This is a genomic window from Streptomyces sp. NBC_00019 (assembly GCF_045041015.1).
Lineage (GTDB): Bacteria > Actinomycetota > Actinomycetes > Streptomycetales > Streptomycetaceae > Streptomyces.
The window spans coordinates 3791347-3813504 of the sequence record NZ_CP108302.1 but is presented as its reverse complement, the minus strand read 5'-3'; the positions used below and the strand labels follow the sequence as shown (position 1 = coordinate 3813504).

21 protein-coding genes and 2 tRNA genes are annotated in these 22158 nt (G+C 70.4%); 19 read left to right on the top strand and 4 right to left on the bottom strand.

The genetic code is table 11. The features are described 5' to 3' along the window. The first annotated feature begins 173 nt into the window (after nt 1–173). From OHU89_RS18130 to OHU89_RS18115, 4 genes are all read left to right on the top strand, one after another. The gene (locus OHU89_RS18130) at nt 174–641 is read left to right on the top strand and encodes a hypothetical protein (protein ID WP_405644181.1); all 468 of its coding nucleotides are present in this window, start codon (nt 174–176) and stop codon (nt 639–641) included. 73 nt (nt 642–714) lie between these two features. Next, on the top strand, nt 715–2001 hold the full coding sequence (locus OHU89_RS18125) for a glutamate-5-semialdehyde dehydrogenase (protein ID WP_266827157.1): 1287 nt from the start codon (nt 715–717) through the stop codon (nt 1999–2001). Nucleotides 2002–2106: 105 nt separating this feature from the next. Beyond that, nucleotides 2107–2712 (top strand): hypothetical protein, encoded by a 606-nt coding sequence (locus tag OHU89_RS18120; protein WP_266892487.1) that lies wholly within the window; start codon nt 2107–2109, stop codon nt 2710–2712. Between the two features lie 101 nt (nt 2713–2813). Beyond that, a complete protein-coding gene (locus OHU89_RS18115; RefSeq protein ID WP_405644179.1) occupies nt 2814–3890 on the top strand; it encodes a hypothetical protein in 1077 nt (358 codons plus the stop codon). Nucleotides 3891–4013: 123 nt separating this feature from the next. Here the strand turns inward: OHU89_RS18115 and OHU89_RS18110 are convergent, their stop codons facing one another. Beyond that, nucleotides 4014–5144 (bottom strand): M48 family metallopeptidase, encoded by a 1131-nt coding sequence (locus OHU89_RS18110; RefSeq protein WP_405644177.1) that lies wholly within the window; start codon nt 5142–5144, stop codon nt 4014–4016. A 112-nt stretch (nt 5145–5256) separates the two neighbouring features. Between OHU89_RS18110 and OHU89_RS18105 the strand changes: the two genes are divergently transcribed. The 7 genes from OHU89_RS18105 to OHU89_RS18075 all read left to right on the top strand — a co-directional run bounded on the left by OHU89_RS18105 (nt 5257) and on the right by OHU89_RS18075 (nt 9623). Then, nucleotides 5257–5418, top strand: coding sequence for a hypothetical protein (locus tag OHU89_RS18105; protein ID WP_405644175.1), 162 nt, complete (start codon nt 5257–5259; stop codon nt 5416–5418). 140 nt (nt 5419–5558) lie between these two features. Next, nucleotides 5559–5723, top strand: coding sequence for a hypothetical protein (locus OHU89_RS18100; RefSeq protein ID WP_266892491.1), 165 nt, complete (start codon nt 5559–5561; stop codon nt 5721–5723). Between the two features lie 79 nt (nt 5724–5802). Continuing rightward, nucleotides 5803–6441 carry a nicotinate-nucleotide adenylyltransferase gene (gene nadD / locus OHU89_RS18095; RefSeq protein WP_046259936.1) on the top strand — a complete coding sequence of 213 codons (639 nt, stop codon included), beginning with the start codon at nt 5803–5805 and terminating at the stop codon, nt 6439–6441. A 16-nt stretch (nt 6442–6457) separates the two neighbouring features. Continuing rightward, entirely contained in the window at nt 6458–8209 is a 1752-nt protein-coding gene (locus tag OHU89_RS18090) for a LytR C-terminal domain-containing protein (RefSeq protein ID WP_405644172.1), read from the top strand. A 151-nt stretch (nt 8210–8360) separates the two neighbouring features. Beyond that, entirely contained in the window at nt 8361–8807 is a 447-nt protein-coding gene (gene rsfS, locus OHU89_RS18085) for a ribosome silencing factor (protein ID WP_046259938.1), read from the top strand. After that, on the top strand, nt 8804–9475 hold the full coding sequence (locus OHU89_RS18080) for a histidine phosphatase family protein (RefSeq protein WP_405644170.1): 672 nt from the start codon (nt 8804–8806) through the stop codon (nt 9473–9475). The genes rsfS and OHU89_RS18080 overlap by 4 nt, the downstream gene beginning before the upstream one ends. Before the next feature lie 75 nt (nt 9476–9550). Continuing rightward, nucleotides 9551–9623, top strand: a tRNA-Ala gene (locus tag OHU89_RS18075). Between the two features lie 18 nt (nt 9624–9641). Here the strand turns inward: OHU89_RS18075 and OHU89_RS18070 are convergent. Then, complete coding sequence (locus OHU89_RS18070; RefSeq protein ID WP_266892498.1) at nt 9642–10490, bottom strand: helix-turn-helix transcriptional regulator; 849 nt, start codon at nt 10488–10490, stop codon at nt 9642–9644. 109 nt (nt 10491–10599) lie between these two features. Here OHU89_RS18070 and OHU89_RS18065 point away from each other — a divergent pair, with 109 nt between their 5' ends. The 4 genes from OHU89_RS18065 (at nt 10600) to OHU89_RS18050 (ending at nt 12722) form a co-directional block, all read left to right on the top strand. After that, nucleotides 10600–12066 (top strand): MFS transporter, encoded by a 1467-nt coding sequence (locus OHU89_RS18065; RefSeq protein WP_405644168.1) that lies wholly within the window; start codon nt 10600–10602, stop codon nt 12064–12066. Between the two features lie 69 nt (nt 12067–12135). Further along, entirely contained in the window at nt 12136–12309 is a 174-nt protein-coding gene (locus OHU89_RS18060; RefSeq protein WP_107080567.1) for a hypothetical protein, read from the top strand. A gap of 3 nt (nt 12310–12312) precedes the next feature. Then, the gene (locus OHU89_RS18055) at nt 12313–12546 is read left to right on the top strand and encodes a hypothetical protein (protein WP_003976229.1); all 234 of its coding nucleotides are present in this window, start codon (nt 12313–12315) and stop codon (nt 12544–12546) included. Between the two features lie 103 nt (nt 12547–12649). After that, nucleotides 12650–12722: transfer RNA gene (locus OHU89_RS18050), tRNA-Ala, on the top strand. A gap of 126 nt (nt 12723–12848) precedes the next feature. On the opposite strand, the gene OHU89_RS18045 is transcribed toward OHU89_RS18050, so the two are convergent. Together OHU89_RS18045 and OHU89_RS18040 are read right to left on the bottom strand one after the other, a co-directional pair. Then, the gene (locus OHU89_RS18045) at nt 12849–14462 is read right to left on the bottom strand and encodes an NADH-quinone oxidoreductase subunit NuoF family protein (RefSeq protein ID WP_266892502.1); all 1614 of its coding nucleotides are present in this window, start codon (nt 14460–14462) and stop codon (nt 12849–12851) included. Then, nucleotides 14459–15763: a cytochrome b/b6 domain-containing protein gene (locus OHU89_RS18040; protein WP_405644166.1), complete on the bottom strand. Its 1305-nt coding sequence runs from the start codon at nt 15761–15763 to the stop codon at nt 14459–14461. Before OHU89_RS18040 ends, OHU89_RS18045 begins: the two co-directional genes overlap by 4 nt. 447 nt (nt 15764–16210) lie before the next feature. Between OHU89_RS18040 and leuS the strand changes: the two genes are divergently transcribed. From leuS to OHU89_RS18020, 4 genes are all read left to right on the top strand, one after another. After that, entirely contained in the window at nt 16211–19084 is a 2874-nt protein-coding gene (gene leuS, locus OHU89_RS18035) for a leucine--tRNA ligase (protein ID WP_405644164.1), read from the top strand. A gap of 150 nt (nt 19085–19234) precedes the next feature. Continuing rightward, nucleotides 19235–19966, top strand: coding sequence for a hypothetical protein (locus OHU89_RS18030; protein WP_405644162.1), 732 nt, complete (start codon nt 19235–19237; stop codon nt 19964–19966). A 72-nt stretch (nt 19967–20038) separates the two neighbouring features. Continuing rightward, entirely contained in the window at nt 20039–20884 is an 846-nt protein-coding gene (locus OHU89_RS18025; RefSeq protein ID WP_266892510.1) for a DegV family protein, read from the top strand. Nucleotides 20885–21046: 162 nt separating this feature from the next. Next, entirely contained in the window at nt 21047–22093 is a 1047-nt protein-coding gene (locus tag OHU89_RS18020) for a helix-hairpin-helix domain-containing protein (RefSeq protein ID WP_405644160.1), read from the top strand. Nucleotides 22094–22158 lie beyond the last annotated feature (65 nt).

Below are 22158 nucleotides of genomic sequence, written 5' to 3'. Positions count from 1 at the left end.
TGCCGTGGAGGCCCCTTCGTAGCCGAAAACGGGGTGAACGCCCTGCCAAGACCGTCGCCCTCAGGTGGACGTTCCGCAAAAGCGCCACGCGAACCCTTGCGGCCTGCTCAACTTTGTCTCAGGGACACATTCCGCACGACCACCGGGTCGGTCACTGCGTAAAGGAGGCCGTCGTGAGACGAGTGCGCCCTGGGGACCGGTCCCGCAGTGGTGCCGCCGAGGCCCCGTCGCGTGCGGCCGGTGAGGAGCGCGCCTTGACGAGCGTCGCGGCCGGCGACCGGTACGAGCAGCCGCGGGACCTGCCCCGCCTGTGGCACGTGACCCTCAGCGTCTCCGGGAAGGAGGCCCCGCTGAAGGAAGTGCGGCGCGGCCTCGAACAGCTCGCCCACGACCATCCCTTTCTGCTGACCAGCCGCTATGCCCACGACCACGCGGAGATCCGCTACTGGGAGGAGGCCCGCGATCTGCACGACGCGGCCGCCGTCGCGCTGCGGCTGTGGGGCGAGCACCGCCTGACCGCGGGGCTGCCGCCGTGGGAGATCGTCGGCCTGGAGGTCATCGACCGCGAGACCTACCACCAGCGCATCTCCGAGGGGTACGGCCCGCTGCCGGCGACACCGGTGGGGGTTCACCCGTTTTGACGGCCGCTGGACGGGTGTCTCGCGGTTTGGGATGAGCGGTGGACGCCCCCGTACGGCGCACTACCCTTCCCTCATGACCACGCTCTCGCCGTACGACTCCATGTCCCCGGTCACACAGGCCGCCTACCGCGCCAAGGCCGCCGCCGCCGACCTCGCCCCGCTCCCGCGGGCCGAGAAGGACGACGCGCTGCTCGCCATCGCGGACGCGCTGGAAGTCCGTACGAGCGAGATCGTCGAGGCCAACGCCAAGGACATCGCCAAGGCCCGCGAGGCCGGCACCAGCGAGACCGTCATCGACCGGCTGACGCTGACCCCGGAGCGGATCCGCGCCATCGCCTCGGACGTGCGGGACGTCGTCGCCCTGCCCGACCCCGTCGGCGAGGTCGTCCGCGGCTCCACCCTCCCCAACGGCATCGACCTGCGCCAGGTCCGCGTCCCGCTCGGCGTCGTCGGCATCATCTACGAGGCCCGGCCGAACGTGACGGTGGACGCGGCGGCGCTGTGCCTCAAGTCCGGCAACGCGGTCCTGCTGCGCGGCTCGGCCTCGGCGTACGAGTCCAACACCGCTCTCGTGCGGGTGCTGCGCGACGCCGTGGGCGGGGCCGGGCTGCCCGCCGACGCCGTCCAGCTGGTGCCCGGCGAGAGCCGGGAGAGCGTGCGCGAGCTGATGCGGGCCCGCGGCCTCGTCGACGTCCTGATCCCGCGAGGCGGCGCCTCCCTGATCCAGACGGTCGTCACCGAGTCCGTCGTCCCGGTCATCGAGACCGGCACCGGCAACTGCCACGTCTACGTCGACGCCCACGCCGACCTCGACATGGCGATCGACATCCTGATCAACTCCAAGGCCCAGCGTCCCAGCGTCTGCAACGCCGCCGAGACCCTCCTGGTCCACCAGGACATCGCCCCCGAGTTCCTGCCGCGCGCCCTGGACGCCCTCGCGGAGGCCGGGGTGACCGTCCACGCCGACCCGCGGGTGCTGGCGTACGCGAAGGACACCAAGGCGACCGTCGTCGAGGCCACGCTCGAGGACTGGGACACCGAGTACCTCTCCTACGACATCGCCGCCGCGGTCGTCGACTCACTCGACAAGGCCGTGGAGCACATCCGGCTGTGGACCTCCGGTCACACCGAGGCCATCGTGACGACCTCCCAGCAGGCCGCCCGCCGCTTCACCCAGCTGGTCGACTCCACGACCGTCGCCGTGAACGCCTCCACCCGCTTCACCGACGGCGGCCAGTTCGGCTTCGGCGCCGAGATCGGCATCTCCACGCAGAAGCTGCACGCGCGCGGCCCGATGGGGCTGCCGGAGCTGACGAGCACGAAGTACATCGTCACGGGCGACGGGCACGTACGGCGCTGAGGCGCGCGCCTGCGCATATGCGTGCGGCACGCGCTCCCGGTGCGCGCCCGTGCCGCACGAGAGGTGTCTCACAAGGCGGATGAATTTCCATACCGTCTGCCCAAATTGACCCCCCAGGTCTACTCTGGATCCGTGCCGGAGGACGTGGGGGGCACGCCGTTCCCTGACGGCTGGGAGCCCGACGACGACCACGACCGCGGGGTGTCGGACGAAGAGTTCGCCTCCGTGGTCTTCGACGAGGCCTTCGTACGCGCGGCCGTGGTGCACGAGCCGACCGCCGTGGAACGCCTCCTGGCCGCCGCGCAGGCGAGAGCGGAGGCCTCCGAGGCCGAGGCCCGCCGAACCCACGGCAGAGGCGAGCGCTACGAGGACGGGTACGGCTCCGACGGGCGCGACCGTTTCGGCCATGATCCCGAGCTCGACGAGCTGGACGACACCGATGTCCTGGAGGGCCGCTACGGCGCCCCGGGGACATACGGCAAACAGGTCCGCTGGCACCGCCCGGTCGCCTGGATGCTGGCCCTCGTGATGGGCATCGGCATGGTCGCGCTGGCCTTCACCGCGGTCTACCGGGGCGCGTCCTCCAACAGCCGGGACCAAGGTCCGTCCGCCCCTGCCTCCACCGGACTGGAGCAGGGAACCGGGGTGGCACCCTCGGCCTCCGCCGACCACTCCCAGCCGGCCATCTCGGCGACCCCGCGGATGCCTTGAGCGCTTACCGGCCACCGGGCTGACGATCCTGGTGAGAACCTGTCAGAAGTTGTCGCGCAGCAGGGCGTTTACCTGAGCTCCCGGAGACCTACTCTGAAGATATGGGAGGGCCTGGAGAACCACCTGAGGGGGCACCCGAGGGCGGCCCCGGTGGTGGAGAGGACGAGTACCGATCCGTCGTCTTCGACGAGTCGTTCGTCCGTGCTGCCCGGCTCCAGGAATTCTCCGCGCAGGAGCGCATCGCCGACCACGCGCCCGCCGTCCGCCGCCGTCCACCGACCCGCCGAGGGCTGTCCCGCCAGGCGCTCGTCCTGGTCCTGCTGATCGCCCTGGCCTTCGGTACGGCGATCTACATGGGCGTACGGCACCCCTATGAGAGCCCCGCCGCGATCAGGGATGTCGAAGCGAGCCTCTTCCGGGCGACCGTCGTCCCGCTCGCCCCCGAGGGCAAGGTGCCCGGTGCGACCGACCCCGAGCAGCTGTACGCGCACAGCCCCGCCGCCCAGTTCCGCATCGGTGCCGCGGGGATCACGATGCCCGCCGCCCGCGACACCTCGCACTTCTCCCAGGCCCAGGTGTCGAGCGCGCTCGACACCGTCAAGGAGTACATCGTCCGCTCCGCGCTCTACCCGGAGGTGCTCACCGGCGGGCAGACCCGTCCCGTGCGGGTGCTGCTGCCGGCGGACCAGCACCTCCAGTTCGACGAGAGCCTGAGCCATCCGGCCGCCGACGGGCGCCACGCGGTCACCGGATGGCTGGTTCGCCTCGACGCCAAGAGCGTCGAGCTGGCCGACCCCAGGATCCGGGTGCAGGGGACCCTGCGGGCCACCGAGACCGACTCGACGTTCCTCGAGGTCACCGCGGACCACACCTTCGTGTACGCGCTGCGGCCCGTCGGTGCCGGCGCCAAGGCCGAGGCGTCGCTGTTCACCGTGCGGCGCGAGATGCGGTTCCGCTTCGACCACAACGACGTGCGCCTGCACCAGGCCCAGCTCACCGTGTCGTATGTCCAGGCCGGGCCGCTGTCCTGTGGGGGCAACGTGGCGGAGCTGCTGAGCCCGCTGCTGGCCGGCCAGACCGCGAAGACGGGCGGGCCGGCCGGGACGGATCCGTTCGCGACGGATCGGGCGACGGCGGTGTGCGGGACGTTGGCCACTGGGGCTCAGCCGAAGGTTTGACGCCATTTCGCCGTAGGGGTTCGGTTGTGCGGCGGCTGCGGGCCGTGTGTGGTTGCTCGCGCCCACGCGGCGGAGCCGCACATTGATGCAGCCCCGCACCCCTTCAGGCGTCTTCAGCGGCCCTCAGTTGTCATTGCGGGGCGGTGTGTTCGTGTCCGTCGGGGGCTCGTCGTCCCTCGGGGTCGTGCTCGCGAAGCCGCCGAAGCCTCGGCGGACGCGGCCGCCCAGGTCGCCCGCTCCGCCGGCGATGTCGCTGACCAGCTTCATCAGGGGGTCCTTGGAGCCCTTCACATTGCTCGCGTAGCTGGCCGCCGACTCACGGAAGGAGTCCGTGACCGAGGTGTCCTTGTCCTCGGTGCGCCGCGGGTAGTGGCCGTCCATGATCCGCTGGTGGTCGCGGGACTCGGCCCACTTCTTCAGCTCCGCCGCCCGCACGGTGGTGAAGGGGTGGGAGCGCGGCAGCACGTTGAGGATCTTCAGCACGGAGTCGCGCAGGTCGCCCCCGGCCTCGTACTCCTCGGCCTGCTTCAGGAACGCGTCCACGTTCATCTCGTGCAGATGGTGGCCGCCCGCCAGCTTCATCAGACCCCGCATCGAGGCCTGCAGGTCCTGACCCACCAGCAGCCCCGCCCGGTCCGCCGACAGCTCCGACTTGCGGAACCACTCGCGCAGCGCGGTCACGATCGCCATGATCGCGAGGTTGCCCAGCGGGATCCACGCCACCCGGATGGCGAGGTTGGTCAGGAACAGCAGGATGGTCCGGTAGACCGCGTGGCCGGACAGGGCGTGCCCCACCTCGTGCCCGACGACCGCCCGCATCTCCTCCTCGTCCAGCAGATCGACGAGGCCCGTGGTGACGACGATGATCGGCTCGTCCAGACCGATGCACATCGCGTTCGGCTTCGGGTCCTGGCTGACGTACATCGGCGGGACCTTCTCCAGGTCCAGGATGTAACAGGCGTCCCGCAGCATGTCGTTGAGGTACGCGAACTGCTGGTCCGACACCCGCACGGAGTCGGACAGGAACATCAGGCGCAGGCTCCGCTCGGGCAGCAGCCCGCTGAGCGCCTTGAAGACCGTGTCGAACCCGCTCAGCTTCCGCAGCGCCACGAGGGCGGAGCGGTCGGCAGGGTGCTCGTACGCACGCGAGGAGATTCCGGGGAAGCGCCTGCGCTGCCTGCTCGGCACGTTCTCGTGCCCGTTCTGCTCGTGCCCGTTCTGCTCGTGGCCGTCGTCGGACATGTCTTCCCCCATGTGCGTGAGAGTGGCCCTTTGCGGACCCTTGTGCGGTCCTTTGCGCCCCCGAAGCAGAGCCCAGCCTAGGCGGAGATACGGTGGACGGGCAGTACAGCGAAGGAGTCCCGTCATGGAGCACAACCCCGCGTCCGCCTGGCTCGCCGGAGTTGCGGGCGCAGCCGAGCAGCAAGGGGCCGGAAACCTGCTCCGGGTCGTACTGGTCGTGATGCTGGTGGGCTGTGCGCTGACCGCGTGGTTCCTGCTGCGTGGCTACAGGCAGAAGGACGACTGAAAGGGCGCGGAAGTTCCCTCGCGGCCGCCGGTGACGGCAACCCGGCTCCCCAACGGCGGAGTCGGCGTGATCGGCGCGGAGCCGCCCGCTTACGATGGGCCGACATCTTTATCCCGCCCACCGGATAGGTCCTGCCGAAGATGAGCTTCCACAGCGCCGCAGCCCAGTTGGTCACCCTTGCCGCCGAGGGCGAGGAGCACGGCGGCAACCACGAGAGCCTCAGCCCCCTTCTCACCGGTGGCGGCGCGTTCGTCGTCCTGATGCTCCTGCTGTGGATCACCACCCGCTTCAACCGCGACCGCTGAGGCGCCCGGTGCCCATAACGGGGCACTCCGGGCCTCCTCTGACCGGTGTCCTCAGGACGGGCCGGTAGGGTCTGCACGCATGGGAGAGCAGGACATGCCTACCGGCCCGGGCAACGCCCCGTCGAACCCCGGCAAGCGCCGCCTCGGCGTCATGGGCGGAACGTTCGACCCGATCCACCACGGGCACCTCGTGGCGGCCAGTGAGGTCGCCGCGCAGTTCCACCTGGACGAGGTGGTGTTCGTACCGACCGGGCAGCCGTGGCAGAAGAGTCACCGCAGCGTCTCGCCGGCCGAGGACCGCTATCTGATGACGGTCATCGCGACCGCCGAGAACCCGCAGTTCTCGGTGAGCCGGATCGACCTCGACCGCGGCGGACCCACCTACACCGTGGACACCCTGCGCGACCTGCGCGCGCTCAACCCCGACACGGACCTCTTCTTCATCACCGGCGCCGACGCCCTCGCCCAGCTGCTGACCTGGCGCGACACCGAGGAGCTGTTCTCCCTGGCGCACTTCATCGGGGTCACCCGCCCCGGCCACCACCTCACGGACGCGGGGCTCCCGGAGGGCGGTGTCTCTCTCGTGGAGGTTCCCGCGCTCGCCATCTCCTCGACGGACTGCCGTGCGAGAGTCGCCAAGGGAGACCCCATCTGGTACATGGTGCCGGACGGAGTCGTGCGCTACATCGACAAGCGCGAGCTGTACCGCGGCGAGTGAGCCGAGAGGGGCACCGGTGAACGACCGATACGACGCGGGCTACGGCGGCGACCACGACGACCGGTACGAGCTCGTCGGCTACGACGAGTACGGCCGGCCCATCTACCGGCCGACCGCCCAGCAGCAGCCGCAACAGCAGCCGTACGACCCGTACGCGCAGCAACAGGGCTACGGCTACGACCCGTACGCGGCGGGCGGACAGCAGACAGGGCAGTACCCCGGGCAGTCCTACGACACCGGAAACCAGCACCCCGTGCCCTCGTACGACCCGTACGACACCGGTCAGCAGGCTCCCGTGCCGCCCTACGACCCGTACGGGCACGGAGCGGCGCAAGGAGCGCCCGGGGCGCCCGGGACGTCGTACGACCCCTACGGCCGCGCCGCCGCGAGCGGGCAGCAGCCCCGGGTCGCCGAGCAGACCGCCTACATCCCGCAGCAGGCCGGCCCGGCCGAGGAGACCGACGGTCCCGCCGGTGACGGCCGGTCCGAACGGGACTACGCGACCGGGCAGTTCGCCTTCGTCGAGGAGCCGGACACCGACTCCGAGGACGTCATCGACTGGCTGAACTTCACCGAGAACCGCACCGAGCGGCGCGAGGAGGCCAAGCGCCGTGCCCGCAGCCGCCTCGTCGCCCTCGTCGTCGTCCTGGCGCTGACCGCGGTCGGCGGCGTCGGCTACCTCTGGTACGCCGGGAAGCTGCCCGGCCTGTCCTCCTCCGACTCCAAGACGGGCACGGCCACGTCCGCGGCCGCCCAGAAGCGCGACGTGGTCGTCGTCCACCTGCACAACACCAAGAAGGGCGGCACCTCCACGGCGCTGCTCGTCGACAACACCACCACCAATCAGGGCACCACGGTCCTGCTCCCCAACTCCCTCGCCGTGGCCGACGACGACGGCAGCACGACCACGCTCGCCAAGTCGGTCGAGGACGACGGCTCCTCCGGCACCCGCGAGGCCATCGACACGGTCCTCGGCACCGAGATCCAGGGCACCTGGCGCCTGGACACCCCCTACCTGCAGAACCTCGTCGACATCATCGGCAACATCGAGATCGACACCAACGCCGACGTGCCCGACCCCGACGGCAAGAAGGGCACCGCGCCCCTCGTGACCAAGGGCAAGGACCGGACCCTCGGCGGCAAGGCGGCCGTCGCCTACGCCACCTACCGCGCCTCCGGCGAGGCCCAGAACGCCCAGCTGGAGCGGTTCGGGCAGGTCATGCAGGGCGTGCTGCGCAAGGTGTCCTCCGACGCGCAGGGCGCCACGGTCACCGTCCAGACGCTGGCGCAGATCCTCGACCCGTCGCTCACCGACAAGGACCTCGGCACCTTCCTCGCCAAGCTCGCCGACCTCGCCAAGGGCGGCGACTACAAGACCGCCCTGCTGCCCGTCCAGACCGACGGCACGCTCAGCGCCCAGGCCAGCGGCAGCGTGGTCAAGGACGTCCTCGGCGGCTCCGCGAAGAGCCCCGACAAGGATGCCGCCGTCCGCGTGTCCGTCCAGAACGCCAGCGGCGTCAAGGGCAACACCGAGAAGGCCCGCATCGTGCTCCTCAACGGCGGCTTCACCTTCCTGGAGGGCGGCACCGCGTCCGCCGCCCAGAGCGCCTCCAAGGTCCTCTACACCGACGCCGCCGACAAGGAGAACGCCACCGAGGTCGCCAAGACCCTGGGTCTGCCCACCAGCGCCGTCACCAAGGGCAGCACCACCTCGAACGCGAACGTCTCCGTGGTCCTCGGCCAGGACTACGAGCCCACGTCGTCGTAACCGGTCGGGAGACCGGCGGGAACCGGGTCACAGGGCCGGGTCGCGGACGTCCGCGACCCGGCCCCGCGGCGTGATCGTTCAAAGGAATGAGGTGCCCTCGGCGGTCCGTGAGACCCTTGATGTCAAGTGACCGCCGACCGAAAGCCGTGTAGTGACCGCCACTGACCGCTCCATCGAGCTCATCCACACCGCCGCACAGGCGGCGGCCGACAAGCTCGCGCACGACATCATCGCCTACGACGTCAGCGACGTACTGTCGATCACGGACGCCTTCCTGCTGGCCTCCGCGCCCAACGACCGCCAGGTCAAGTCGATCGTCGACGAGATCGAGGAGCGGCTCCAGAAGGAGCTCGGCGTCAAGCCGGTGCGCCGCGAGGGCGACCGCGAGGCCCGCTGGGTCCTGCTCGACTACGTCGACATCGTCGTCCACGTCCAGCACAGCGAGGAGCGCGTCTTCTACGCCCTGGAGCGGCTGTGGAAGGACTGCCCCGAGCTCGACCTGCCCGAGGACGCCAAGGCCACCCGCGGCAAGGCCGAGGAGCACGCCAAGCTGAAGGCCGCCGAGGACGCCGAGGACCTCGGTGGTGACTGGCGGTGAGTGCCACCGGTGAAGTGACGGCGGGCCGGCCCGGCCGGGGCCGCCGCGTCATCCTGTGGCGGCACGGCCAGACCGCCTGGAACGTGGAGCGCCGCTTCCAGGGCACCACGGACGTCGAGCTCACCGAGACCGGCGTGGCCCAGGCCCGCCGGGCCGCCCGGCTGCTCGCCTCCCTGAAGCCCGACGCGATCGTCGCCTCGGACCTCAAGCGGGCCGCGAACACGGCCGGCGAGCTCGCCGCGCTCACCGGCCTCGACGTCAGCCATGACGAGGGCCTGCGCGAGACCTACGCGGGCGTCTGGCAGGGGCTGACGCACGACGAGATCATCGCCGCGCACGGTGAGGAGTACGCCGCGTGGAAGCGCGGTGAGCCGATCCGCCGCGGCGGCGGCGAACTGGAGAGCGAGGTGGCCGACCGAGCCGCCCCCGTGGTGACCCGGCACGCCGACAAGCTCCCCGACGACGGCACGCTCGTCATCGTCAGCCACGGCGGCACGATCCGCACCACCATCGGCCGGCTCCTCGGCCTGGAGACCCGGCACTGGGAGAGCCTCGGCGGCCTCTCCAACTGCTGCTGGTCCGTCCTCGGCGAAGGTGCCCGCGGCTGGCGTCTCCTCGAGCACAACGCCGGCACGCTGCCGGAACCGGTGCTCGGCGACGACGACTGAGCGGATTTCACTTTCTGGCAGGTCGCAGGCTAAAGTTCTTCTTGTTCGCCCCGCCGAGCGGGAAGAACTCAGCAAGGGGCTATAGCTCAGTTGGTAGAGCGCCTGCATGGCATGCAGGAGGTCAGGAGTTCAATTCTCCTTAGCTCCACAGACGAAGATCCCGTCCTCACAGGGCGGGATTTTTCATTCCCGTCAACAGGGCCGTGCGCTGCGCCGTCTGCTCGTCGTCCGGCGTGTAGACGACGATCCGGCACTCCGGCATCCCATGGATCGACAGCGACAACGACGTCATCCGCAGTTCGCCCACCACCGGATGCCTGAAACCCTTCACCCGCCGTCCCGGCTCCGCCACGTCGCCGCTCTCCCACAGCCGGGTGAACAACGGGCTCGCCGCGGACAGCTTGCGTATGAAGTCCTCCCAGACCGGCTCGCCGGCATGCAGCCCGTAGGCGGCGCGCAGGGTCGCCACCATCACCGGCAGCTCCGTCTCCCGGAACATCAGCGGGCAGTGCTCGTCCGGCGCGGTGAACAGCCCCCACAGGGCATTCGGCAGGCGGCCGCTGGGCTGTGCCAGCGGTACGGCGAACAGGGTCCGGTAGACCTCGTTGGCGGCCACGATGTCGAACCGCGTGTTGTAGACCACCGCCGGGCGCGGTTCGAGGGCGTCGATGATGCCCTGGATCTCCGGACCCACGGACTGCGCGACGGCCTCCGGCGCGGAGGAGTACGGCACTTCGGCCAGGTGGTACAGATGCTCACGCTCGGGCGGATCGAGGCGCAGGGTGCGCGCCACGGCGTCCAGGACCTGCGCGGAGGCGTTGATCGGACGGCCCTGCTCCAGCCACGTGTACCAGGTGATCCCCACCCCCGAGAGCTGAGCGACCTCCTCGCGGCGCAGTCCTGGCGTACGGCGTCGTAAGCCCGGCGGCATCCCCACGTCCGCCGGCGTCACCCGGGCGCGCCTGGTGCGCAGAAACGCGGCCAGCTCGGGTCGGCGGCGCTGTGTCGTCCCCATCGTCACATCCCCCATCCTCGCCGCCCGGCCCGTCCCCTGCCAGGTGCTGTCAGTACCAGCATCGGTGGGCTCTCGGCACCCGTACCGCGGTGGCGTCACGCTCGACGGCATGACGACAACGCCCCGTTCCGGAGCGGGTATCGCACCCGTTCCAAGTCCTGCGATCAGTGAAACACCCGGCACTGACAACGGGCCCCGGCCCCTGCTCGCGGTCGTGCTCGCCGCCACGTTCATGGCCCTGCTCGACGTCTTCATCGTGAACGTCGCGGCTCCCACCATCGGTTCCGAACTCCAGGCCTCCGGCGCCGAGTTGCAGCTGGTGGTCGCCGGATACACCATCACCTACTCCGTGTTGCTGATCACCGGTGCCCGGCTCGGCGACCGGTACGGCCACGGCCGGGTCCACCTCGTCGGGATGGCCCTGTTCACCGCCGCCTCGCTCGCCTGCGGTCTGGCGCAGGGCGCCACGGAACTGATCGCCTTCCGGCTGGTCCAGGGCATCGGCTCGGCGGTGATGATCCCGCAGGTGCTCAGCCTCATCCAGCGCAACTTCGTCGGCGAGGCCCGGGTGAAGGCACTGGGCGCGTACGCGGCGGTCCTCGCCGTCGGTGCCGTCGCCGGACAGATACTCGGCGGAGTCCTGGTCAGCGCCGACCTGTTCGGCACCGGCTGGCGGCCGGTGTTCCTGGTGAACGTGCCCGTGGGCGTCGTCCTCCTGATCGTCGGGCGCCGTGTTCTGCCGCGCGACCACGGCAGTCCCCAGCGACGGCGAGGCCTGGACCTGCCGGGCCTGGTCCTGCTCGGCGCGGCCGTGTCGCTGTTCACCGTGCCGCTGGTGCTGGGGCAGGAGGAGGACTGGCCGCTGTGGTCCTGGCTGTCGCTGGCCGCCGCCGCTGTGCTGTTCACGGTGTTCTGCGCGTACGAGGCCCGGCTCGCCCGGCGCGGCGGCGATCCGCTGATCGCGCCGAGGGTGCTGCGGCACCCGGGCATGGGCCTGGCCGTCCTGCGCATCATGGCCGTCATGGCGGTCAACGGCGGCTTCCTGTTCGTGCTCACGCTGCACGTCCAGGGAGGTCTCGGCTACAGCGCCCTGCGCGCCGGACTGACCTTCGCACCGACCGCGGTCGTCTTCGGCCTGGTCGGGCTGACCTGGCGGAGGTGGCCCGCGGCCTGGCAGCGCGCGCTGACGCCGGCCGGGTTCCTGCTGACCGCGCTGGCCGTGGCCGGGGTCGGTCTGGCGCTCGAGGGCGGCAGTGACGGCGGGGCGTGGGTGTACGTCGCGTACGCCGGCGTGGGTGTCGGGCTCGCCCTGGCCTTCAGCCCCACGCTGACCCGGGCGCTGGCCACGGTGCGGCCCGAGGACGCGGCGGACGCCAGCGGGCTGCTCGCCACGGTCACCCAGCTCGGTCAGCTGACCGGAGTCGCCGCATTCGGCACACTGTTCTTGAACCGGCTTGAGTCACTCGGGGCTTTCGAGGCGTATACCTCTGCGGAGGCGCTCTCGGCGTGCATGTTCGCGCTGGCCGGGACGGCGGCGGTGGGTGCCGTGTCCGGACTGGTACTGAGGCGTCGCTGACCGTATTGGTCCGGCCGTGGCAGAATCAAACGGCCGGAAGGGGGCGCGGCCCGACGGGAGGGAGCAGTGATGCCTGCGAGCATCCTCAAGGAGGTCGGCCACCTCCTTGAAGCAGCGTCGACACGGGATACGGTCACCCGGCTCACCTGCCCTTCCTGCGGTTCCCTCCATGTCGCCCAAGTCCTCGGTGACAACGGCGGGATTTCCTACGTGTGCACGGCCTGCGGCCACAGCTGGAGCTGATCGATGGGTGCACACAGGCGAAAGTGCGACTGGTGCGGCAGCGGGACGCCGATCGTGCGGGACATGGAGCCGGTCAATCCCGACTACCAGTACTGGTGCGAGGAGTGCGCGCGGGCGCTGATCATAAAAGGCGACCCGATCGAGACGTACCGTGAACTCGAGGGCGAGCCGATCTACGGCCGGCTCCTCGAGGAACACTGCACGCTCAAACGGTTCTACTCGTTCGTCACTGCGTGAGGCCCGTCGATGGGCGGGCCTCAGGGAAACGATTTGGTGTTCCACCCGGGGGAGCGTGTAATGTTGGCGTCGCCGCCGGGGGGAACCCACGGGGCCACCGCAAGGGGCTATAGCTCAGTTGGTAGAGCGCCTGCATGGCATGCAGGAGGTCAGGAGTTCAATTCTCCTTAGCTCCACAGAAAGATCCCGCCCGATCATCTTGATCCGGCGGGATTCTTGCGTTTCCAGGGGCAGTTGTCCCGCACACCCGCTGACGCCGAAGGGGGCCGCCCGATCCGGGCGGCCCCCTTCGTGACGTCGGCTCAGCGCCCCAGTGCGCGGCGGCCGCGGCCCTGGGAGAGGACCGGGAGGTTGCGGGACGCGCCGTTGTCGCGCGGGGCCCCCTCCTCGAGGCGCAGGGCGAGGGCGGGGCAGCGGCGGACCGCGCGGAGCGCCTTCGCCTCGGCGTAACGCGGCACCTGGGCCTGGGCGACGGTGGGGAAGCCGTCGGCGCCGAGTTCGAAGACCTCCGGGAGGATGTCGGCGCACAGGCCGTGGCCCCGGCACAGCGTCCAGTCGACGTAGATCTTCTGGCGGCTGGGGCCGTTCTCCTCGGCCCCGGCGCCACCCGGGAGGCCCGCGGGCGTCATGCCGCCCTCGAAGAGCGGCAGAACGCCCTCCACGGGCCGTCCGCAGCCGTTGCCGAGGACATGCGCGGCGAGGTCGTCGGTGAACGCCTTGATGGTCGACTCCAGGAACATCGCGGAGCCGTCCGGGTGCGAGCACGCGCCGCGCCGCTTCACGTTCTTGGCGACCTGCTTGAGGGCCTCCAGGGCGGCCGGGCCGCCGCCGTTGAGGATGTCCTCCAGGCCGCGCGCGGCGGCCGGCAGACCGAGGTAGCAGGGACCGCACTGGCCGGCGCTCTCCTCGGCCAGCCACTTCGCCACCATCAGTGACTCGCCCAGCGGGCAGGTCTCCTGACTGATCGGCAGGATCGCGCCCGCGCCGAGCGCACCGCCCACCGCGTCCAGCGAGTTGCGGGAGACGACCGCCTCGTTGACCGTCGCGGCGTCGATCCACTTGCCGTGGTAGCCGCCGGTCAGCACGCCCTGCGGGACCGGCGGGGCGCCGGCGAGCTGCAGGATGTAGCGCAGCGGCACGCCGGTGGGGGCCTCGATCACCATGGGGCGGGCGACCGCGCCGGAGACCGTGAGCATGACGGTGCCCGGCTCGTCGTACAGGCCGGTGTTGCCGTAGCGCTCCGGGCCGATGCGGGCGGCGATCGCCAGCTGCGCGAACGTCTCGGCGTTCGACAGCAGGGTGGGCGCGCCGCCGACGCCGTTCTGCGAGGCGCTGACCTTGCGGCCGGGCGGGATCGCCGGGCCGCCGTCGATGGAGCGGATCAGCGAGGCCGCCGCTCCGGTGACCATACGGACGGGATTGCGCTGCACGCGCGCGCGGAGCGCCGACCGGCGGCCGTTGCTGAGGCCGCGTTCGGCGAGCGCGGCCTCCATGGAGCGCTGGGTGGACTCCCGGGTGACCCCCACCACGAGCGTGCGGGCACCCAGGGCTTCGGCGACGAGCAGGGCGCCGTCCAGGATGAGGTGCGGGGCACGGTTGATGAGCACCGTGTCCTTGCGGCAGGCCGGTTCGTCCTCGCTGCCGTTGACGACGACGACCGGGCGCACACCGCGCTTGATGGCCGCCTCGGCGACCGAGCGCAGTTTCTTGTGGAAGGGGAAGCCCGCGCCGCCGCGGCCCTTCAGGTTGATGTTCTCGGCGAGCTTCGCGAGTTGCTCGCCGCCCAGGGGTTCGAGCGGCCCGTGCACCTTCAGGTGCATGGGCAGGTCAAGTCTTTCGACAAGGTCGAAGCCCGACGTGAGCTGAGGAAGGCCGACCACGCGGACTTCTGGGACGTCGGGCAGGGCCTCGTTCACCTATAGCCTCCGGAAGGCATGTTCCAAGGTTCGCCCGAGCCCGGTGTGTCGAAGTCATACGAATCACCGGGCGATGGATCAGTGGCGGGACCGCTGTTGTACGTGTCGTTCGGGTAGTACGTGCCGGACAAGTTGTTCGACTCACCGGTGTCGTACACATCACTCGTGCCGTATCCGGATGTGTCCGTATTGCGGTAGGTCGGGATGTTGTATCCGGTGTCCTGGAGCGGGTCGTAGGCCGACGGAGGTGCCTCGCCGACCGGCGGGGGCGACGGGATCGGCCAGCTGCCCGAGGTGCTTCCGCCGGTGTCGTAGCGCGGGATCGCCTCCGTGGGCTGCATGTCCATCGGCATGTCCATGCGGGCGGTCTGGTCGGCGCCGTAGGACGGCTGCTGCGGGATGCGCGGGGCCGGCGGCGTGACGGCGCGGTAGGCGGCCGCGAAGCCGTTCGTGGGCTCGGGGGCGGGCGGCGCGGGGGCGGGCGGCGCGGGGGCCTCGTAGGAAGGTGTCGTACGGGACTGTCCCGCGCGCGTGTTCTCGTAGCCCGGCAGGGCGGACGAGGCCTCCGCGTTCCTGGCGCGGCTCGCGTCCAGCTCCTCGCGGCCCGGCCGGTCCTCGGTGCCCAGGACGGCCTGGATCCTGTCGGCGACCTTGCGCTTGATCGGACGGGGCGCCGCGCGCAGGGCGAGTGCGCCGATGACGCCGGCCAGCGAGAGGCTGTAGAGGATCATGAAGACAGGCTTGGCCTCGCGGCCCGAGTACAGGCCGTGGACCAGGGCGAAGCACCAGGCCGGGTAGGCCAGCATGTGCATGGCCCGCCAGCGGGCGGCGACCGGGGCCGGGGAGGCGAACTGGCTGCGCAGGGCGCCGGTGATGCCCACGAAGATCATCAGCAGGCCGGCCAGTGATCCCAGGCCGATCAGGCCGGCGCTTCCGGTGACGCCGAGTGAGAACGGGATGATCGCCGAGATCAGCGATGTGTGGTCGAGGGCGACCTTCGTGGTGATGTGCAGCAGCAGGAACGCGATCGAGCCGACCGCCGTCGTCCGGTGCACCGCCTGGCCGATGATCCGCTGTTGCGGATTGAGGAAGATCCGGTCCTGGGCGACCAGGCCCCAGATCACCGAGCAGCTGAGTGAGACGAGGGACAGCACGCCGGCGCCGAAGTTCAGGAAGTCACGGACCCTGTCACCTCCGACCAGCACGAACACGGGTATGAAGAGCAGGACGACAGCCGACACCACGCCATAGGCCGAGCGGCCTGTCCTGGGAAGCGAGCTGTTACTACGACGAGCGTTCATGGGGGCAACTCCGAGCAGTTCGGGAAAGCGGTCCCGCTGCCGCACTCTAAGTGGAGCCATACCGATCGGTACGAGGTTTGAGTTATTGCGTTGTTATCAAAGGACTATGCGGTTGTTGTGATGTCCCTTACTAGTCGTTACGCGAAGTAACTTTTGACTCTTGTTCAGTTAGTCGGGTGATGTTGGAGTGCTCTGCGGGGTTGGAGCGAACGGCACCCGGTGCCAAAGAGGCATACGTAAGCGCGTCGCCGCTTGCTCAACGGCTGCGGTACTCTGACGCCATGCGTGCCGTACGCCTTCTGCTTAGCGGGCCGCGCTGATCAGTCCCGACCGCCGGGCGAACCGGATGGGTCGGAATCGGCGCGGCGTCCCCTCCTGTGCGAGGGGATTTTTCGTTTCCTGAACGACACAGCCGCTGGCAGAGACGATCGATGGAGCTTAAGGATCATGAGCGAGACGAACCCCGCGGCCGAGGTGGCCGCGCCGCACCGCTACACGGCCGCCGTGGCGGCCGAGATCGAGGCACGCTGGCAGGACTTCTGGGACGTCGAGGGCACGTACGCCGCGCCGAACCCCAAGGGCGACCTGGCCGGTGACCCGGAGCTGGTCGCCAAGCCCAAGAAGTTCATCATGGACATGTTCCCGTACCCCTCCGGTGCGGGTCTGCACGTCGGCCACCCCCTGGGCTACATCGCCACCGACGTCTTCGCCCGCTTCCAGCGGATGACCGGCCACAACGTCCTGCACACCCTGGGCTTCGACGCCTTCGGCCTGCCCGCCGAGCAGTACGCCGTGCAGACCGGCACGCACCCGCGTGTCTCCACCGAGGCCAACATCGAGAACATGAAGGTCCAGCTGCGCCGGCTGGGCCTGGGCCACGACAAGCGCCGGTCGTTCGCCACGATCGACCCCGAGTACTACAAGTGGACCCAGTGGATCTTCCTGCAGATCTTCAACTCCTGGTACGACGACGAGGCGAACAAGGCCCGCCCGATCTCCTCGCTGATCGCCCAGTTCGAGACCGGTGAGCGCGCCGTACCAGGACACACGCGCGCGTGGAACGAGCTGAGCGACGCCGAGCGGGCCGACGTCCTGGGCGAGTTCCGCCTGGCCTACGCCTCCGACGCGCCGGTCAACTGGTGCCCCGGGCTGGGCACCGTGCTGGCCAACGAGGAGGTCACCGCCGACGGCCGCTCCGAGCGCGGCAACTTCCCCGTCTTCAAGGCCAAGCTGCGCCAGTGGAACATGCGCATCACCGCCTACGCCGACCGGCTGCTGGACGACCTGGACGCGCTGGACTGGCCCGAGGCCATCAAGCTGCAGCAGCGCAACTGGATCGGCCGCTCCGAGGGCGCCCGCGTCGACTTCCCCATCGACGGCGAGAACATCACCGTCTTCACCACGCGCCCGGACACCCTGTTCGGCGCCACCTACATGGTGCTGGCGCCCGAACACCCGCTGGTCGAGAAGTTCACGCCGCAGGAATGGCCCGAGGGCACCCACGACGTGTGGACCGGCGGCCACGCGACCCCGGCCGAGGCCGTCGCCGCGTACCGCGCGCAGGCCGCCTCCAAGTCCGACGTGGAGCGACAGGCCGAGGCCAAGGACAAGACCGGCGTCTTCATCGGCTCGTACGCCACCAACCCGGTCAACGGCGACCGGATCCCGGTCTTCATCGCCGACTACGTCCTGATGGGCTACGGCACCGGCGCGATCATGGCCGTCCCGGCGGGCGACCAGCGCGACTTCGAGTTCGCGCGCGCCTTCGAGCTGCCGATCCACTGCATCGTCGAGCCGACGGACGGCCGGGGTACCGACACCTCCACGTGGGAGGACGCCTTCGGGTCGTACGACGCGAAGATCATCAACTCCAGCGGTGCGGGTGTCTCCCTGGACGGCCTGGGCGTCGTCGAGGCCAAGGCACGCATCACCGAGTGGCTGGAGCGCTCCGGTGTCGGTGAAGGCACCGTCAACTTCCGGCTGCGCGACTGGCTGTTCAGCCGGCAGCGCTACTGGGGCGAGCCCTTCCCGATCGTCTACGACGAGGACGGCATCGCCCACTCGCTGCCCGAGTCGATGCTGCCGCTGGAGCTGCCCGAGGTCGAGGACTACTCGCCGCGCACCTTCGACCCGGACGACGCGGACACCTCTCCGGAGACGCCGCTGTCGCGCAACGAGGACTGGGTGAACGTCACCCTGGACCTGGGTGACGGGCGTGGCCCGCGCAAGTACCGCCGTGAGACCAACACCATGCCCAACTGGGCCGGCTCCTGCTGGTACGAGCTGCGCTACCTGGACCCGCACAACAGCGAGAAGCTGGTCGACCCCGAGATCGAGCAGTACTGGATGGGCCCGAGCGAGGGCCAGCCGCACGGCGGTGTCGACCTGTACGTCGGCGGCGCCGAGCACGCGGTGCTGCACCTGCTGTACGCGCGCTTCTGGTCCAAGGTGCTGTTCGACCTGGGGCACGTCTCCTCCGTGGAGCCGTTCCACAAGCTGTTCAACCAGGGCATGATCCAGGCCTTCGTCTACCGCGACAGCCGTGGCATCGCGGTGCCGGCCGCCGAGGTGGAGGAGCGCGACGGCGCGTACTACTACCAGGGCGAGAAGGTCTCCCGGCTGCTGGGCAAGATGGGCAAGTCCCTGAAGAACGCCGTCACTCCGGACGAGATCTGCGAGGAGTACGGCGCCGACACCCTGCGCCTGTACGAGATGGCCATGGGCCCGCTGGACGTCTCCCGGCCGTGGGACACGCGCGCGGTGGTCGGCCAGTTCCGGCTGCTGCAGCGGCTGTGGCGCAACGTCGTCGACGAGGCGACCGGCTCGCTGGTGGTGACCGACGCCGAGCCCGACGAGGACACCCTGCGCGCCCTGCACAAGGCCATCGACGGCGTACGGCAGGACCTGGACGGCATGCGGTTCAACACCGCCATCGCCAAGGTCACCGAGCTGAACAACCACCTGACCAAGGCGGGCGGCTCGGTACCCCGCTCGGTCGCCGAGTCGCTGGTGCTGCTGGTCGCGCCGCTGGCCCCGCACATCGCCGAGGAGCTGTGGCGCAAGCTGGGCCACCCGGACTCGGTCGTCCACCAGGACTTCCCGGTCGCCGACCCGGCGTACGTCGTGGACGAGAGCGTGACCTGCGTCGTGCAGATCAAGGGCAAGGTCAAGGCCCGTCTGGAGGTGTCCCCGGCCATTTCCGACGAGGAGCTGGAGAAGGTGGCGCTGGCCGACGACAAGGTCGTGGCGGCGCTGGACGGGGCGGGGATCCGCAAGGTGATCGTGCGGGCGCCGAAGCTGGTGAACATCGTTCCGTCGTGAGACACGGTGCGGGTGCCGGTGCCCCCTAGGGGTTCCGTACGGGCAGGTTCGGGGTTCTTCCGGAACTCCGCGCCTGCCCGTTGCGTTTACCGTTGAAGAGCGGCGCGGAACATCGCGCCCAGTCGTAGGAGGAGCATCGTGGAGGCACTGATGGCGATAGTCGCTCTGCTTTTCGTGCTCTTCCTGGTGCTCGGTGTCTACGCCACGGTGAAGGTGGTCGGCGCCGCCAAGCGGGGCGTGGACCGCACCATCACCCAGGCCCGCCGCACGGTCGAGGACCACACGCTGCGGGCCAAGTCCTTCGCCCAGCCCGGCGCGGCGGGCGAACTGGCCCAACTGCGGCTGAAGCTGCGCACCTCCATGCGCGCCACCCAGGACGCCCTGCACGCGGGCGTGGACGAGGACGAGTCCCTCAAGGAGTCCCTCGCCCTCTTCCAGCGGCTCAGCGCGCACGGACACGAACTGGACGGCGAACTCAGGCGCCTGGAGTCCGAACCGGACCGGGCGACGCTCGCCGAGCGGCTGCCGGCGCTGCGCGAGCGCACCGAGCAGATCACGCACTCCGCGGACTCACTGCGCTGGGCGGCCCGGGACCGTGCCCGCCGCTTCGCGGACGACGACCTGGACTCGCTGAGCTCCCAGATCGACATGGAGGCCGGCGCGCTGCGGCACTGGACGACAGCGGAGCCGACGGAGCCCGCGCAGTCCGCGCCCCCGTGGCCCGAGGCACCCGTCGCCGACGCCACCACGGCCCAGCAGACCTGGCCGGAGACACCGAAGTCACGCACCGCCGACGAACCGACCCGGCCCGCCATCACTCCGCCGGCACAGCGCCCCGCGTACCCCTGGCAGAAGAAGCCCCGTCCCGAGAGCACGACTTGATCCGGTCAAGGCTGCCCCAGGTGACAGGGGTCGGGCTGCCGCCCTGGCGCTACGGCAGGTAACCTCCAGCTCATGTCCCGCCATGTCGCGATCGTCACCGATTCAACGGCCTACCTGCCGCAGCGGACGATGGAGCGCCACGGCATCACCGCGGTGCCCCTGACCGTCGTCCTCGGCGACCAGGCCCTCGAAGAGGGCACCGAGATCTCGACCCGATCCCTGGCCCAGGCTCTTCAGAAGCGGCGCCCTGTCACCACCTCGCGCCCCAGCCCCGCGCTCTTCGCCGAGACCTACCGGCGGGTCGCGGAGTCCGGCGCGACCGGCATCGTCTCCCTGCATCTGTCCGCCGAGCTCTCCGGCACATACGACGCGGCGGTCCTCGCGGCGCGCGAGGCGCCGGTGCCGGTACGGGTCGTGGACACCGGGATGATCGCGATGGCCCTCGGCTTCTGCGCGCTCGCCGCGGCGGAGGCGGCCGAGGCGGGCGGCACGATGGACGAGGCCGTCACCGCCGCGGAGAAGCGGGCCGCCGGGACGTCCGCCTACTTCTACGTCGACACTCTCGACTATCTGCGCCGGGGCGGCCGCATCGGTGCCGCCCAGGCGCTCCTCGGCTCCGCGCTCGCGGTCAAGCCGCTGCTCCAGCTGCAGGGCGGCCGGATCGAACCGCTGGAGAAGGTGCGCACCGCGTCGAAGGCGATCGCCCGCCTCGAGGAGATCGTGGCCGACCGGGCGGGCAGCGCGCAGGTCGACATCGCTGTCCATCATCTCGCCGCCCCCGACCGGGCGTCGGCACTGGCGGACCGGCTGCGGGCCCGGGTGCCGGGGCTGGCGGATCTGCATGTCAGTGAGGTCGGTGCGGTGATCGGGGCGCATACGGGGCCGGGGTTGTTGGGGGCTGTGGTTTCGCCGCGGTGAGGCGGTGGTGCGGTGACGCGATGGCGCGGTGACGCCGTCGGCGGGGGCTGTGGGTGGTTGGCTGTCACTCGTGTGGGTGGCGGAGTTATCCACAACTGGGGTGTAGTCCCCGGGAATTGAGCAAGATCATCGCGAGAGCGCCGGGTGCCCGATCCTCGTCGCATGGCACTTCGATCACGTTCACGCACAGCGACTTCGACCAGTGGGCCGGGCCGTGGGCCTGCCTCCGACGTCCGTACCCGCCACCACCAACGCCACCATCGGCCGTCACGGGGCCGGCACCGGTATGCGTCGGCTGAGGAACTCCGTCGGCGTGCGGAGGTCATGTTCGCCGATCGCGTCGGGGAGCGACGCGAGGCGGGGACAGGGCCGCCGGGCCTCGACGGGGATGTTGTGCCCGGTGCGGGGGCCGACGGCATCGGCGCGGACGCGGACTTGAGTCCTGACGCCAGGTCGGCACCGGTGGGCTGGGTCGATGTTCCCCCTGCGACGGGGGATCGGCGGGCGCGGGCCGGGCTGGCTCTTCGGGAGCGGATGCCGGTGTGGTTGCAGGCCAGGTGCGGCTTGGAGCGGCGGAGTGTGGTCGCGCTGGCGGTGGTGCTCGTCGTCGCCGCGGGTTTCGCCGTGCAGCACTTCTGGGCGGGGCGGACGCAGGCCGTGCGGGCACCCGAAGTCGTGGCCGCCCCCTTCGCGGAGCGGAGTGCGGAAGCCGGTCCCGCTGCTTCGACCGATGCGCCGAACGCGGTGGGCTCGCCCGTGGCCGAGATCGTCGTGGATGTCGGCGGCAAGGTCCGTGATCCCGGCGTTCACCGGCTCCCCGCTGGTTCGCGTGTCGCCGACGCGCTGCGGGCGGCCGGTGGGGTGCGGCCCGGTACGGACACCGAGGATCTCAACCGTGCTCGCTTCCTCATCGACGGCGAGCAGGTCGTGGTCGGCGGTCCTGCCGCGCTCGGGGTCGGCTCGGGCGGTACGGCGGGCGGCGGTCCGGCCGGCTCCGTGCCGGGAGCGGGACCCGCGGCACCGGTCCCCCTCAACACGGCCACCGTGGACCAGCTGGACACCCTGCCGGGGGTCGGTCCGGTCCTGGCCCAGCACATCGTCGACTACCGCACCCAGCACGGCGGCTTCCGCTCGGTGGACGAGCTGCGCGAGGTCAACGGCATCGGGGAACGCCGCTTCGCCGATCTGCGGAATCTCGTACGACCATGAGTCACGTACCCGAGTGTTCGCCCTCTTCCCCTTCTCCACCGGCGACGCCCCGGCCCCGGCGAGCC

Excerpts from the sequence above, each read along its gene's own strand:
- OHU89_RS18020 (WP_405644160.1), top strand. The coding sequence starts at position 21,047 with ATGGCACTTCGATCACGTTCACGCACAGCGACTTCGACCAGTGGGCCG.
- OHU89_RS18105 (WP_405644175.1), top strand. The coding sequence starts at position 5,257 with ATGGAGCACAACCCCGCGTCCGCCTGGCTCGCCGGAGTTGCGGGCGCA.
- leuS (WP_405644164.1), top strand. The coding sequence starts at position 16,211 with ATGAGCGAGACGAACCCCGCGGCCGAGGTGGCCGCGCCGCACCGCTAC.
- OHU89_RS18030 (WP_405644162.1), top strand. The coding sequence starts at position 19,235 with ATGGCGATAGTCGCTCTGCTTTTCGTGCTCTTCCTGGTGCTCGGTGTC.
- OHU89_RS18100 (WP_266892491.1), top strand. The coding sequence starts at position 5,559 with ATGAGCTTCCACAGCGCCGCAGCCCAGTTGGTCACCCTTGCCGCCGAG.
- OHU89_RS18055 (WP_003976229.1), top strand. The coding sequence starts at position 12,313 with ATGGGTGCACACAGGCGAAAGTGCGACTGGTGCGGCAGCGGGACGCCG.
- OHU89_RS18115 (WP_405644179.1), top strand. The coding sequence starts at position 2,814 with ATGGGAGGGCCTGGAGAACCACCTGAGGGGGCACCCGAGGGCGGCCCC.
- OHU89_RS18065 (WP_405644168.1), top strand. The coding sequence starts at position 10,600 with ATGACGACAACGCCCCGTTCCGGAGCGGGTATCGCACCCGTTCCAAGT.
- OHU89_RS18125 (WP_266827157.1), top strand. The coding sequence starts at position 715 with ATGACCACGCTCTCGCCGTACGACTCCATGTCCCCGGTCACACAGGCC.
- nadD (WP_046259936.1), top strand. The coding sequence starts at position 5,803 with ATGGGAGAGCAGGACATGCCTACCGGCCCGGGCAACGCCCCGTCGAAC.
- OHU89_RS18040 (WP_405644166.1), bottom strand. The coding sequence starts at position 15,763 with ATGAACGCTCGTCGTAGTAACAGCTCGCTTCCCAGGACAGGCCGCTCG.
- OHU89_RS18110 (WP_405644177.1), bottom strand. The coding sequence starts at position 5,144 with ATGGGGGAAGACATGTCCGACGACGGCCACGAGCAGAACGGGCACGAG.
- OHU89_RS18060 (WP_107080567.1), top strand. The coding sequence starts at position 12,136 with ATGCCTGCGAGCATCCTCAAGGAGGTCGGCCACCTCCTTGAAGCAGCG.
- OHU89_RS18070 (WP_266892498.1), bottom strand. The coding sequence starts at position 10,490 with ATGGGGACGACACAGCGCCGCCGACCCGAGCTGGCCGCGTTTCTGCGC.
- OHU89_RS18025 (WP_266892510.1), top strand. The coding sequence starts at position 20,039 with ATGTCCCGCCATGTCGCGATCGTCACCGATTCAACGGCCTACCTGCCG.